Source organism: Parapontixanthobacter aurantiacus (genome assembly GCF_009827635.1).
Classification (GTDB): domain Bacteria; phylum Pseudomonadota; class Alphaproteobacteria; order Sphingomonadales; family Sphingomonadaceae; genus Parapontixanthobacter; species Parapontixanthobacter aurantiacus.
In genome coordinates this window covers 967,888-981,838 of record NZ_WTYW01000001.1, presented here as the reverse complement: position 1 = coordinate 981,838, position 13,951 = coordinate 967,888, and the positions used below count along the sequence as shown (strand labels likewise).

Genomic DNA, 13,951 nt, shown 5'->3' with positions numbered 1-13,951 from the left:
ATGCCCAAAATTTAGGCAGAAGTACGAGTAATGGAAAACCCCCCCGCACCTCCGCGATTGAAACCCATTCCCATTGGCAATGTCGTCATTCAATCTCCCGTGATCCTCGCGCCGATGACCGGCGTTACGGACATGCCTTTTCGCAGGCTCGTTCGGCGCTACGGGTCGGGCCTCAACGTGACCGAAATGATTGCCAGCCCGGCGATGATCCGTGAAACGCGCCAAAGCCTTCAGAAGGCTGCGTGGGATCCGAGCGAGGAACCTGTTTCCCTTCAGCTTGCCGGTTGTTCCCCGGTTGAAATGGCGGAAGCGGCGAAGCTCAATGCCGATCGCGGGGCTGCCATCATCGACATCAACATGGGTTGCCCGGTAAAGAAGGTGGTGAACGGCGATGCCGGTTCGGCGCTCATGCGCGATCTGCCGCTGGCCGCCAGCCTTATCGAGGCTACCGTCAGGGCGGTCGACGTACCGGTCACCGTCAAGATGCGGATGGGCTGGGACCATCAGTCGCTCAATGCCCCGGAACTGGCGCATATCGCGGAGGATCTCGGTGCGAAGATGATCACCGTCCATGGTCGCACCCGCTGTCAGATGTACAAGGGAAGCGCGGACTGGTCGTTCATCAGAAAGGTAAAGGACGCAGTTAGCGTGCCCGTGATTGCCAATGGCGATATCTGTACCATCGAGGACTCAGTTGCAGCGCTCGAGCAATCGGGTGCCGATGGCGTGATGATCGGCCGGGGAGCTTACGGAAAGCCCTGGCTGCTCGGTCAGGTCATGCACTGGCTCGACACGGGCGAGTATCGCGCTACGCCGTCATTCGACGAGCAATATGAAGTTCTGGTCGAACATTATCGCGCCATGCTGGAACTCTACGGTCGCGATGTGGGCGCCAAAGTCGCGCGCAAGCATATCGGTTGGTACGCCAAGGGCATGCATGGATCGGCGGAGTTCCGGAATCACGTCAATCTTCTGGACGACCCGGATCAGGTGCTGGGAGAAATCGAGCGTTTCTATACGCCCTTCCTGCGTCGGCGGGCTGCGTGAACGAACCGCCCGATGCCGCCATTCAGCTGGCGGGATTGATCTTCGCCGTTCTGCTTCTCGATGGCAGGGGAACCATCGTGCAAGCCAACCCTGCGGCCGAGAACCTCTTCGGGCAAAGCGAAAAGCGTCTCGCCGGAAAAGAAGCGTTCGCCTTGTTGAACTTCGAGAACGACCGTTTCAGGCAGCAATTTCATGCGGGCGAGGTCCGGCTAATTGCACGATCCGTCGCAGCCGAAGTCAACGATCGCCGCATGTCCGTCAATCTGACGATCTCGCCCGTAGGAACGGACCCGTCGTGGTATGTCATGACCATCTCGGAAAATATCGGCAATGAAACGGGATATGCTGCCGAGGATCGTTCGCTGGTCGGGGCGCCCAACATTCTCGGGCACGAAATCAAGAACCCGCTTTCGGCCATTCGCGGTGCCGCGCAGTTGCTCGCGCGAAAGATCGGACCGGGCGAGATGAAGCTGTCCGACATCATAACGCGCGAAGTCGACCGGATCGCGGACATCATCGATCGAATGCAGCAATTGGGGAGTAGGGGTGCCCTCGACACACGACCGAGCAACCTGCACGGCATTGTGCGCAACGCTATTGCAACGGTCAGGGCCGCCCGCAGCACCACCACCGAGGCTGATGCAGTCATTGTCGAAGAGTTCGATCCCTCCCTGCCTCCGGTCCTCGCCGACGCCGCGACGCTGGAGCAGGTGCTGATCAATCTGCTGGTCAACGCCTGCGATGCGAGCGTCGATTCTCACGACAGAACGGTCGTCGTGCAAACGCGCTATGCTTCCGGCCTCTCCTTCAAGGCCATCCGCTTCGGCCGGGCCGTCAGGCTTCCGATCGAGATTGCCGTAATCGATCGCGGTGCGGGCATTGCACCGGGAATTGCCGAGCGCGTCTTCGATCCTTTCGTCAGCAGCAAGCCGAAGGGCCAGGGTTTGGGGCTCGCGCTCGCCCGAAAACTTGTCGAGGACATGCAGGGGCGGATCAGTCACACGCGCGACGAGAAGCGCGGAGAAACGAGTTTTCGTATCCATCTCCCGATGGCCGAATAGGGAAGGGCGGCAGGATGAAGCAGAAGATTCTTTTGGTGGAGGACGATGACGGTATCGCAGCCGTCATCGAGGCTGGCCTGAACGAAGCCGGATTTGAGGCCGATCACTGCCTGTCGGTCGCAGAGCGCGACCGCTTGCTCGACAATGGTAATTACGACGCGATAATCACCGATATCATGTTGCAGGACGGCGATGGCATTGCCGATCTCGAACAGGTTCGCGAGCGGGCGGGGGACATCCCTGTCATTATCGTTTCCGCACAGAACACGTTCGATACCGCCATTCGGGCCACAGATGCCAAGGCTTTCGAATATTTCCCGAAGCCGTTCGATCTCGATGAACTCGTACGAGCGGCCGTGCAGGCGACGCGCAGAAACCGCAATCAGACCGTTCGCGAGGTAGAGGGGGAAGATGCGCTCCCGCTGATCGGAACCAGTCAGGCGATGCAGCAGGTGTTCCGTATGATCACGCGCGTCATGCGTAATGACCTGTCCGTGCTGGTCACCGGCGAATCCGGGACCGGAAAAGAACTGGTCGCCGAAGCCATCCATCAGCTCGGCAGCCGCCGCTCGGGTCCATTCGTAGCGGTGAATTGCGCTGCTATTCCGCACGACCTCATCGAAAGCGAATTGTTCGGGCATGAGAAAGGGGCATTTACCGGCGCAATTTCGCAGGCAATTGGTAAGTTCGAGCAGGCAAACGGCGGAACGCTCTTTCTGGACGAAATCGGTGACATGCCGTCCGACGCGCAAACCCGCCTACTTCGCGCGCTCCAGTCCGGTCGTATCCGGCGGGTCGGAGGACGCCAGGACGTTTCCGTCGATGCGCGCATCATTGCCGCCACGAACCGCGATCTTGCACCGCTAATAGCGCGAGGGAGTTTTCGCGAAGACCTATTTTACCGCCTCAACGTCATTCCCATTCACCTGCCACCTCTGCGAGAGCGGCGGGAGGACATAGCCGCGCTAACGCATCACTTCTTCAAGCAAGCCGAACGCGAAGGCTTGCCCAACAGAACGATTTCGCCTGAGGCCATCGAGCGGCTCGCGACCCGGGAATGGCGCGGTAACGTGCGCGAGCTTCGCAATGTCGTGTTCCGCCTCGCCGTCTTCGCGCGCGAGGACGTTATTACAAACGAGAGCTTGTCCGATCTCGAACTTTGGACCGAGACGAACGAGGCCGCAGAGGTCGAAGCAGGGTTTGACCGCATACTGTCCCGCTGGATTGAAGAGGAAAAACCGGCCGCCGGTTCGGTTTACCATAAAGCGATTTCCGAATTCGAGCGCCCTCTCTTCACGTATGCCTTGAAGATGACCAACGGCAACCAGATAAAGGCATCGCAATATCTCGGCATAAACCGGAATACGCTGCGCAAGAAACTTGCCGATCTGAAGCTGTCAGCGGATAACTTCGCCGGGCAGAAGTAGCGGAAGAGCGTACCCTAACGAGAAAACTCTTGCATTTTTGCAACACTATTCGTGTAGTGTTGCAACGATGGCTGTTTCCCCCGACACGCCCAAACTTTCGACGCCGCGTTGGTGGCGACGCGTAATGGTTTTTTCGCGTCGGGCAAACCTGTTTGCTTTGATCGAAATATCGCTTGCCATCGCTTTCTTCGTGATGGTTGCGGTGACTTACCTGACGTTCACTTCGGCGCCCCCTAATGGCGAATTGCTTCCGTCGGGACAGGTCGCAGCCCTGTTGGTCGGAACGCTTATTCCGACCATGGCGCTGCTCGTACTTCTTGGACGCAGGCTTGCACTGCGGCGAGCGGCGGGTAGTACGGCGCGGCTACACGTTCGCCTGGTATTCCTGTTTTCGCTGATTGCAGCGGTTCCGACGCTTCTGGTTGCCGGTTTCGCCACATTGCTCTTTCAGTTCGGCGTCGATTTCTGGTTCTCCGACAATTCGCGCGACCTGATGGCCAGCACCAATACGCTCGCGCAAAATTATTACGAACAGAACCAGCTCGACGTAGCAAACGAGACGATAGCCATGGCGAGCGACATGCGCTTTTACCTCGAGCGTGGGACCATAACCGACGAGAGCTTCCCCAATTACTACCAGTATCAGGCGCAGGGGCGCGACATCAGCGAAAGCGTCATCCTGCAACTCATGCCAGACGGAACAACCCGGAGCGCAGCGGTATTCAACCTCCGCCAAGACAACGATCCGGCAACCTATGCGGGCGAGACGCTTCCGACCCTTATCGCAGGCAAGGCAGTGTCCGTCAGCGGTAACCCGACGCGGATCGAGGCTCTGGCGCCGATCGATCGCGAAAGCGGCGTCTATCTCTATAATGCCCGCAATTCCGAAGCTGCTTCATTCAACTTCTGGCGCGGAGCGAATTCGATTTCCGCAGCCTATCAGCAGCTCATTTCGCGAGCGCGGGCGCTACAATTGCGCTTCAGTCTCGCCCTCTTCGTAATTAGTGTCGCACTGGTCGGTCTTGCAGTCTGGTTCGCCCTGCGCTTCGCGGATCGCCAAGTGGAGCCATTGACGGATCTCGTCGCCGCGGCTCGCCGCGTCGGCGCAGGCAATTTTGCCATGAGGGTGCAGGGAAGGACGGGCGGCGACGAGATCGGCCTTTTGAACCGTGCGTTCAATCGCATGACGCAGCAGCTGGAAAAGCAGACCGATGCGCTTGTGGCAGCGAACAGGCAGATCGAGGAACGCCGCAGCTTCATCGAAGCAGTCCTGGAATCGGTAACCGCGGGGATCTTGTCGCTCGACGAGGACGGGCTCATCCTGCTGATGAATAACTCGGCACAGAAAGTGCTGTTCGATGGCGAGCATGCCTCGCTCGTCGGAAGGAGATTAAGCGATGTCGCTCCGGAAATCGCGAACCTCGTATCCTCCGGTTCGACGCAAGGCATCGTTACATATTCGCGCAACGGGGAATTGCTTACCCTCGCGGTAAAGGTCGGAAACGAGACTTACGGCCGCGTCATCACCTTCGAAGACATCACTCGCCAACTGCTCGATCAGCGCCAGGCGGCCTGGTCCGACGTTGCGCGAAGGATCGCGCATGAGATCAAGAATCCGCTTACGCCTATTCAACTTGCGACCGAACGTCTGAAGCGGCGTTATCGCAAACAGATCGACGGCGAGGACGAGGGCCAACTGTTTGACGAACTCACCAGTACCATCGTGAGGCAAGTCGGCGATCTACGGAAGATGGTCGACGAGTTCTCGTCGTTTGCTCGCTTGCCGAAACCGGTATTTCGCCAGGAAGATGTCGTCGATCTCGTAAGGCAGTCAATGTTCCTGCAGGAAGTGGCTCATCAGGAAATCGATTTTCATTACCGCTCGGACGCGGCCGCCCCGACGATCATCGCCTGCGACAGGCACCAGATCGGTCAGGCGATGACGAATGTTCTCAAAAATGCTGTCGAAGCGGTCGAAAGCCGGCTTCGCCAGTCAGGTTCGGAAGAGGCGGAAAAAGGCCAGATAACCGTCTTGCTCGAGGAACTTGACGATAAGATCTGCATCGCGGTCGAGGATAACGGCGTCGGGCTTCCGACAGATATGGAGCGGATTGTCGAACCTTACGTCACCACGCGAGAGAAGGGCACGGGCCTCGGATTAGCGATCGTCAACAAGATCGTGGAGGAACATGGCGGAGAAATGCAGTTTTCCAATCGGAAGGAGGGGGGCTCACGCATTTCGATGACGTTTGCGCGCAATCCACAGAAAACGAAGACCTCCGACGGGTACCGTGACGTGAATAAGAAGGTAACGGCTTGATGGCGCTTGATATTCTCATTGTCGACGACGAACGCGATATTCGGGAACTGGTCTCAGGCGTCCTGAGCGACGAGGGCTACGAATGTCGCACGGCCGGGGATAGTGATGCGGCCTTGGCAGCAATCGACGAGCGTCGTCCCAGCCTCGTGCTGCTCGACGTATGGCTTCACGGCAGCCAGATGGACGGTCTCGAAGTGCTCGACGCCATTAAGCAGCGCGAGCCCGAACTGCCGGTCATCATTTTCTCAGGTCACGGAAATATCGATACCGCGGTATCGGCCGTAGGGCGGGGTGCGGTGGACTTCATCGAGAAACCCTTCGAGGCAGAGCGGTTGCTGCTCCTCGTCGAACGAGCCACTGACACGGAAAGACTGCGCAAGGAGAACGAGGGCTTCCGCCAGGGCTTTTCGCGAAACGACGAATTTACCGGCAATTCGGCCGTCATCAATCAGGTTCGCGCGACAATCAAGCGAGTGGCCAATACGGGTAGTCGGGTGCTCATTACCGGCCCGGCAGGCTCGGGAAAGGAAGTAGCGGCGCGGCTGCTTCATTCCTGGAGCGGTCGGACGGATCATGCTTTCGTCATCGTCAATTCGGCGCGGATAACCCCGGAACGGTTCGAGCAGGAACTTTTCGGAGAAGAGGCGGACGGTCGCCTCGTACGTCCCGGCCTTCTTGAACTGGCCGATGGCGGTACACTTTACTTCGACGAAATCGCGGAGATGCCGCTTTCGACCCAGTCGCGCATTCTGCGCGTCCTCACGGAACAAAGTTTCGTTCGGGTCGGAGGCTCACGCCAGATCGGTGTCGATGTTCGGGTCGTCTCTTCAACAGCGCGCGACCTTTCCACAGAGATGGAAGAAAAGCGGTTTCGCGAGGACTTGTATTATCGCCTGAACGTCGTCCCGATTGCCATTCCTTCGCTGGCCGAACGCCGAGAGGACATTCCCGCTTTGGCGGAGCATTTCTTCACACGCTACTCGGCGGAACAGGGAATTGCGCCACCCGCGTTGGGAGAGGAGGCCGCCGCGGCCCTTCAGGCCTATGACTGGCCAGGCAATGTCCGGCAGCTTCGCAACGTGGTCGAGCGCACGATAATCCTGACCCCGCGCGAGAAGTTGACTGAGATTGCCGTCGATATGTTGCCCGAAGAGGTCAGGGGAGGGGACGGATCAGGCGGAAACAGCCTGACCGGTTTGATGGGGGCGCCGCTGCGTGAAGCCCGCGAAAGCTTCGAGCGCGAATATCTGGCTGTGCAAATCAGACGATTTTCGGGAAATATTTCCAAGACCGCGAATTACATCGGCATGGAGCGCTCGGCGCTTCATCGAAAACTCAAACTGCTGGGGATGACCGATCGGAAAAATGGCGAGAATGGCGACGACGCATAAATCTGTCGCAAAATCGCTTCGCAAATGCTAAATAAACCCGGCAATCGCACGAGATTGTAACGAAACGGAATATCGCGAGCGCATTGCGCGGACGTGTTCCAGATCGCGGATCGAAGCCTCTTCGGTCCGCCAACAAACAGGAACAGATCATGTCCGAAAGAACCTTGACCGCTCGTCCGAAGTCCTCTCCCCCCGAACCAGCATCTCGCCCTTCCGCGAAAGGCAAGGGTCCGAACCTTCAGGATGCGTTTCTCAATCTCCTGCGAAAGAACAAGACGCCGATCACGATGTTCCTCGTGAAGGGCGTGAAGCTCCAGGGCATCGTTACCTGGTTCGATAATTTCTCGATCTTGTTGCGCCGCGACGGTCAGTCGCAACTGGTCTACAAGCATGCTGTTTCGACGATAATGCCGACTCAGCCGGTCGACGCCTCGCAATTCGACAGCACGGGTAGCAACGCGAAGCAACGGCTGTTGCAGGATGTCTTCCTTTCACGAGTGAGCGAAGCGGAAGCCGAAGTTACGATGTTCCTCGTCAACGGCGTGATGTTACAGGGCCGCATCGCAGCATACGATCTTTTCTGCATGCTGCTCGAGCGCGACGGCTTTGTACAACTGGCTTACAAACACGCAGTTTCGACAATCCAGCCGGCAGTCGATGTCGATCTGACCGAAGATTGGGAAGACGACAACTGAGTTTCGACGACGACCTTTCAGGAGAAGTCACGCGCGGTGCGCGGGGCCTGATTCTTTGTCCTGACATTCGTGCAAAGTCCTATGATTTAAGCGCCGAAGCTCGTCTGGAAGAGGCAAGGGGCCTTGCGCTCGCCATTGGCGTCGTCATTGCCGGCGATGCGATTGTTCCGATCCGCGAAGTGAAACCGAACACTTTCTTCGGTTCGGGACAGGTCGAGGACATCGCGATACGCTGCGATCAGGACGACATAGAACTGGTCGTCGTCGATGGAAGCCTGACTCCGGTCCAGCAACGCAATCTCGAAGACAAGCTCAAGCGGAAGGTCATCGATCGAACCGGCCTTATCCTCGAGATCTTCGGGGAGCGCGCCAACACCGCAGAGGGGCGGTTGCAAGTTGAACTGGCGCATCTCGATTATCAACAAAGCCGTCTTGTCCGAAGCTGGACGCACCTCGAGCGTCAGCGTGGCGGCTTCGGCTTCCTTGGCGGTCCCGGGGAAACGCAGATCGAGGCGGACCGGCGCATGATCCGGCAGCGCATGGCGCGGCTGCGGAAAGATCTTGAGCAGGTACGACGCACCCGAACATTGCAACGATCGCGGCGAGAGCGAGCGCCGTGGCCCGTTATTTCGCTGGTCGGCTATACGAATGCCGGCAAATCGACATTGTTCAACAGAATGACCGGTGCCAATGTCATGGCGGAAGACCTGCTATTCGCCACGCTCGATCCGACGATGCGGGCAATTTCTCTACCTGGCGTCGAAAAGGCGATCCTGTCGGACACGGTCGGTTTTATTTCCGATCTGCCGACGCAGCTCGTCGCAGCTTTTCGTGCAACGCTCGAAGAAGTCACGGCCGCCGACGTCATCTGCCATGTTCGGGATATGGCCAACCCGTCCGCCGACGCCCAGAAAGGTCAGGTCATGGACGTGCTTCGCGATCTCGATGTCGTCGGAGAGGAAAGCGAAGAGCAGGTTCCGATCATCGAGATTTGGAACAAACTCGATCTGTTACCCGACGCGGAAGCCGATGCTTTGCGCGACGTGGCGGAGGGTGACGATCGTGTCGCTGTCATTTCGGCTCTGACGGGCGATGGGATCGAAAAGCTGTCGGAAAAGCTCGGGCATTTGCTGACCCTGTCCGCCCGGCTGCACGAAATCGAACTGTCGGCGAGTGAAGGGCGTAAGCTTGCCTGGCTTCACGCTCACGGCGAGGTTCTCAACGAAAGTCCGGCAGAACCGGACGAAAACGGCCCCCGGCGGCGGCTTAAGGTCAGATTGAGCCCCAAAGAGTTCGGCCAGTTCGAGACGCTATGAACTCTCGCGTTTGACTATTGCCCATAGTTCTTCCTGTTCGTCGAGCGAGAGAGAAGCGAACTGGCGAGGCGCCATGGCTTCCATGGCGCGATAGCGTGCTTCGAACTTCCGGTTGGCGGCGGACAAGGCCTTTTCCGCATCGATGCCATAAGCGCGAACGAGATTGACGGCGGCGAACAGCAGATCGCCTGCCTCTTCTTCGCGCTCCTCGTTCGTCCGGCTCTGTCTGAGTTCTTCTGCCTCTTCTACCAGTTTCTCCGCCGGTCCCGTCGGATCAGGCCAGTCGAACCCATCCCGGGCGGCACGTTTTTGCAGTTTTGCCGCACGAAGTAACGCGGGTAGGGCTGTGGCAACGCCATCCATCGCGCTGGTTTCGCCGCGCTGCTCGCGTTCGGCCGCCTTCAGATCTTCCCAACGTTCGCTGTCCATCGTTCCGTCTTGTCGACCGAAGATGTGCGGGTGACGCGCTTCCATCTTGTCGGCAATAGCCTGTGCGACGTCGGCGAAAGCGAAGTGACCGGCCTCTTCCGCGATACGCGAATGAAAGACGACCTGGAGGAGAAGATCGCCCAGTTCGTCGCGAAGGTCGTCGATATCATTTCGCTCGATCGCGTCGGCGACTTCGTAGGCTTCTTCGATCGTATAGGGTGCGATGGACGCGAAGTTCTGCGCCTTGTCCCAGTCGCAACCCTTATCGGGATCGCGTAAGGTGGCCATGATCGAGAGAAGGCGATCGAGAGATTGCGGCATCAGTCGGCGTCGTTCGGCTTCACCACCGCGAGGACGGCTTCCACCTGCACCTGACCGCCTTCACCGGCGGAGAGCTCGGCCACAGTCCCGTCAAACGGCGCGGTGAGCGCGTGCTCCATCTTCATCGCCTCGAGCACCATCAACCGCTGCCCGGCGGTGACCGCATCGCCCTCGGCCACATCAACCGCGATGACCTTGCCCGGCATGGGTGCGATGATCGCGCCATCGACGGCGGAGGCGTAGCCGGTGCCGTCGTAGCGTGCCGGGATGAACACCCCTGACCAGCCATCATTGTTGCTGACGAATATGCCATCGGCCTTCGCCCGCGCAATAGGCACATCCCAGATCGACTGCGTGCTGACATCGACCTCAGACAGATTATTGCCGTGCCGGACACGGACTGACAGCGGCTTGGGCTCGGCATTCAAGCGGAAGCCAGCCATCCGGGGGCGCCACGTGTCGTCAAGATCAAGAGAGTCACTCGCCTGCCTGCCATTGGCGAGCGCAGCAATTAGCAGCCCTGCTGCTTGGAGCGCGTCGTCAGGCGCAGTAACTGCCGGGATCAGGTCTTCAAGATTGCGCTCGATAAATCCGGTATCCAACTTTGCAGCCTTAAAGTCTTCGGCAAGGGCGAGGTTGCGCAAAAAGCCGGCGTTCCATTTCACCGGATAACAGTGCGAACGGCCAAGATGTGTGGCGAGCGCCTCGATGGCCTCGAGCCGGGTCGGGCGGTGGCAGATCATCTTGGCAATCATGGGGTCGTAGAATGGTGAGACTTCCGCCCCTTCTTCCACCCCAGCGTCCACCCGCAGGTCGCCGTCCCGTCGGTTACGCTGGGCGAGATAGAAGTCCTCCAGCCGCCCCGTACTCGGCAAGAACCCCTTTGCTGGATCCTCCGCATAGACTCGGGCCTCGATCGCCCAGCCGTTGATCGACAGCTCCTCCTGCTTCATCGGGATCGGCTCCCCGTTCGCCACCCGCAGCTGCCACTCCACCAGATCGACCCCGGTGATCTCCTCGGTGACCGGGTGTTCGACCTGCAGACGGGTATTCATTTCCATGAAGAAGATACGGTCGGCGCGCAGGCCTTCGCTGGCGTCGGCGATGAATTCGATTGTGCCTGCGCCTTCGTAATCGACCGCTTTGGCGGCGCGTAGGGCGGCGGCGCAGATTTCCTCGCGCGTTGCCTCGTCCATGCCGGGGGCGGGGGCTTCCTCGATCACCTTCTGGTGGCGGCGCTGGAGCGAGCAGTCGCGTTCGAACAGATGGACGACATTGCCGAGACTGTCGCCGAAGACCTGCACTTCGATATGGCGGGGCGAGGTGATCCATTTTTCGAGAATCACGTCGTCATTGCTGAAGCTGGCCTTCGCCTCGCGGCGGCAACTTTCGAGCGCAGACAGGAAGTCGCCCTCGGCATCGACCTTGCGCATCCCCTTGCCTCCGCCGCCCGCGACAGCCTTGATCAGCACGGGATAGCCAATCGCATCAGCCTCCTGCTTAAGGCGTTCGGGCGACTGGTCCTCGCCGTCATAACCTGGAGTGACGGGCACGCCCGCCTCGCGCATCAGTTTCTTCGCGGCGTCTTTCAGTCCCATCGCCCGGATTGCGGCGGGCGGGGCACCTACCCAGATGAGTCCTGCATCCTTAACCGCCTGCGCAAAATCGGCGTTCTCCGACAAGAAGCCGTAACCCGGATGAATTGCTTCTGCCCCCGTCTGCTTTGCTGCGGCGATGATTTTCTCACCCACTAGATAGCTTTCCGCGGCGGGTGAGGGGCCGATATGCACCGCCTCGTCCGCTTTACGAACGTGCAGCGCCTTGGCGTCGGCGTCTGAATAGACGGCTACGGTCGCGACGCCCATCTCACGGCAGGTGCGGATGATGCGGCAGGCGATCTCGCCGCGATTGGCGATAAGGAGTTTGGTGATCATTGGCATCACATCCTGAACACGCCGAATTGCGGGCGCTCGGGTATCGGGGCTTCGAGCGTCGCCGCGAAAGCAAGGCCGAGCACGTCCCGGGTTTGCACCGGGTCGATTACGCCATCGTCCCATAACCGAGCCGTGGCGTAATAGGGATTGCCTTCATCCTCGTATTTCTGGCGGATCGGAGCTTTGAATTTTTCGGCCTGCTCATCCGTCCAACTATCTGCGTCGCGGTGGACGGTAGCAAGAACGCTGGCCGCCTGCTCGCCGCCCATCACACTGATGCGCGCGTTGGGCCAGGTGAACAGGAAGCGGGGGGAATAGGCGCGGCCACACATGCCGTAATTGCCCGCGCCAAAACTGCCGCCGATGACCACGGTGACCTTGGGTACCGTGGCGGTTGCGACTGCAGTCACGAGCTTGGCGCCATGCTTGGCGATCCCCTCGGACTCGTATTTTCCGCCGACCATGAAGCCGGAGATGTTCTGCAGGAACAGCAGGGGAATGCGGCGTTGCTGGGCAAGCTCGATGAAATGGGCACCCTTCTGTGCGCTTTCGGAAAACAACACGCCGTTATTGGCGAGGATCGCGACTGGCATACCCCAAATGTGCGCGAAGCCGCAAACCAGCGTGCTGCCGTATTGCTGCTTGAATTCGTGGAACTCGGACGCGTCGACGAGGCGCGCAATCACTTCATGCACATCATAGGGCGCGCGGACATCATCCGGTACAATCGCGTACAGATCGTCGGCATCGAACTTCGGTGGGCGCGGATCGCGTAGGTCGATATTTTTAGCTTCCGCATAGTTGTCGCCCAAATGGGAAACGATGTCGCGCACGATGGTAAGGGCGTGTTCGTCGTTCTCGGCCAAGTGGTCCACCACGCCGGACTTCTTCGCGTGCAGATCGCCGCCACCAAGATCTTCCGCACTGATTTCCTCGCCCGTCGCCGCCTTCACCAGCGGTGGCCCGGCAAGGAAAATCGTGCCCTGGTTGCGCACGATAACCGTCTCGTCCGACATGGCGGGCACATAGGCGCCGCCCGCGGTACAGCTTCCCATAACGCAGGCGATCTGCGGAATGCCGAGCGCGCTCATATTGGCCTGATTGAAAAAGATGCGCCCAAAGTGATCGCGGTCGGGAAAGACCTCGGCCTGGTGCGGCAGGTTCGCCCCGCCGCTGTCGACGAGGTAGATGCATGGCAGGCGGTTCTCCTGCGCGATCTCCTGCGCACGAAGGTGCTTCTTCACCGTCATGGGGTAGTATGTGCCGCCCTTCACGGTGGCATCGTTGCAGACGATCATGACCTGCCGACCCGAAACGCGCCCGATCCCCGCAATCATTCCCGCGCCATTAATCTCGTCCTTGCCGTACATATCATTGGCGGCAAGCTGGCCGATCTCGAGGAACGGACTGCCCGGATCTAGCAGCCGCTCGACCCGCTCTCGCGGTAGCAATTTGCCTCGCCCGACATGGCGCTCGCGACTGCCTTCGCTGCCGCCGAGTGCGGCTGCGGCGACTTTGGAACGCAGTGCTTGAGCAAGGGACCTGTTATGCTCGAACCGCGCCATGGCATCGGGTGCTTCGCGATCGAGGGTAGAGGTGAGGGTAGGTGCGCTCATATGGCCTCGTCTTCCGGCCTTGCTACCGTTCGGGCAAGCGGTTCTATCCACGGCAACGGGTATGCGCCAAATTGCTGTTTCAATTCGCTCGGTCGTGGAAGATCGGGCATCAATCCGGCGCGTAATCGAAGCTGACCTAGCCGCCTCGTGCGTCGGCTATATACAGGCGCACCACAGCCTGCGCAGAAAGCGCGGAATTTGCCTGAAGAGCTTTCATATTCGCTTATTCTATTTTGACTTTTCCATCCGACCTGCTGTTCCGTCACCGGTACGACCATATGGAACTCGCCGCCATTAGCGCGGCGACACTGAATGCAATGGCAGACTTCTATGCGATCGTATGGAGGCGAAAGAGCGTAGGATGTCGGGCCGCACAGACACCTTCCCATGACCG

General features: G+C 59.3%; 11 protein-coding genes. 7 read left to right on the top strand and 4 right to left on the bottom strand.

Annotation, left to right across the window (positions count from 1 at the left end; genetic code table 11):
• Positions 1-30: 30 nt before the first annotated feature.
• The 7 genes from dusB (at position 31) to hflX (ending at position 9,257) form a co-directional block, all read left to right on the top strand.
• The gene (gene dusB, locus GRI38_RS04775) at positions 31-1,047 is read left to right on the top strand and encodes a tRNA dihydrouridine synthase DusB (protein WP_160681748.1); all 1,017 of its coding nucleotides are present in this window, start codon (positions 31-33) and stop codon (positions 1,045-1,047) included.
• A complete protein-coding gene (locus GRI38_RS04770; RefSeq protein WP_337191237.1) occupies positions 1,044-2,108 on the top strand; it encodes a two-component system sensor histidine kinase NtrB in 1,065 nt (354 codons plus the stop codon). Before dusB ends, GRI38_RS04770 begins: the two co-directional genes overlap by 4 nt.
• A gap of 14 nt (positions 2,109-2,122) precedes the next feature.
• Positions 2,123-3,535, top strand: coding sequence for a sigma-54-dependent transcriptional regulator (locus GRI38_RS04765; protein WP_160681747.1), 1,413 nt, complete (start codon positions 2,123-2,125; stop codon positions 3,533-3,535).
• A 124-nt stretch (positions 3,536-3,659) separates the two neighbouring features.
• On the top strand, positions 3,660-5,855 hold the full coding sequence (locus tag GRI38_RS04760) for a sensor histidine kinase (protein WP_237487349.1): 2,196 nt from the start codon (positions 3,660-3,662) through the stop codon (positions 5,853-5,855).
• A complete protein-coding gene (gene ntrX, locus GRI38_RS04755) occupies positions 5,855-7,246 on the top strand; it encodes a nitrogen assimilation response regulator NtrX (protein ID WP_160681745.1) in 1,392 nt (463 codons plus the stop codon). Before GRI38_RS04760 ends, ntrX begins: the two co-directional genes overlap by 1 nt.
• Positions 7,247-7,395: 149 nt before the next feature.
• Positions 7,396-7,941, top strand: a complete 546-nt coding sequence (gene hfq, locus GRI38_RS04750; RefSeq protein ID WP_160681744.1) for an RNA chaperone Hfq — start codon at positions 7,396-7,398, stop codon at positions 7,939-7,941.
• Positions 7,923-9,257, top strand: a complete 1,335-nt coding sequence (gene hflX / locus GRI38_RS04745; RefSeq protein WP_160681743.1) for a GTPase HflX — start codon at positions 7,923-7,925, stop codon at positions 9,255-9,257. The genes hfq and hflX overlap by 19 nt, the downstream gene beginning before the upstream one ends.
• Here hflX and mazG read toward each other — a convergent pair.
• From mazG to GRI38_RS14340, 4 genes are read right to left on the bottom strand one after another with little or no spacing between them, the layout of a single operon-like run.
• Complete coding sequence (gene mazG, locus GRI38_RS04740; RefSeq protein ID WP_160681742.1) at positions 9,252-10,007, bottom strand: nucleoside triphosphate pyrophosphohydrolase; 756 nt, start codon at positions 10,005-10,007, stop codon at positions 9,252-9,254. The two genes, hflX and mazG, sit on opposite strands and share 6 nt — an antisense overlap.
• Entirely contained in the window at positions 10,007-11,941 is a 1,935-nt protein-coding gene (locus GRI38_RS04735; RefSeq protein WP_160681741.1) for an acetyl/propionyl/methylcrotonyl-CoA carboxylase subunit alpha, read from the bottom strand. Before GRI38_RS04735 ends, mazG begins: the two co-directional genes overlap by 1 nt.
• Before the next feature lie 5 nt (positions 11,942-11,946).
• Positions 11,947-13,557, bottom strand: coding sequence for a carboxyl transferase domain-containing protein (locus tag GRI38_RS04730; protein ID WP_160681740.1), 1,611 nt, complete (start codon positions 13,555-13,557; stop codon positions 11,947-11,949).
• The gene (locus tag GRI38_RS14340; protein ID WP_419880264.1) at positions 13,554-13,946 is read right to left on the bottom strand and encodes a GFA family protein; all 393 of its coding nucleotides are present in this window, start codon (positions 13,944-13,946) and stop codon (positions 13,554-13,556) included. Before GRI38_RS14340 ends, GRI38_RS04730 begins: the two co-directional genes overlap by 4 nt.
• Positions 13,947-13,951: the final 5 nt, after the last annotated feature.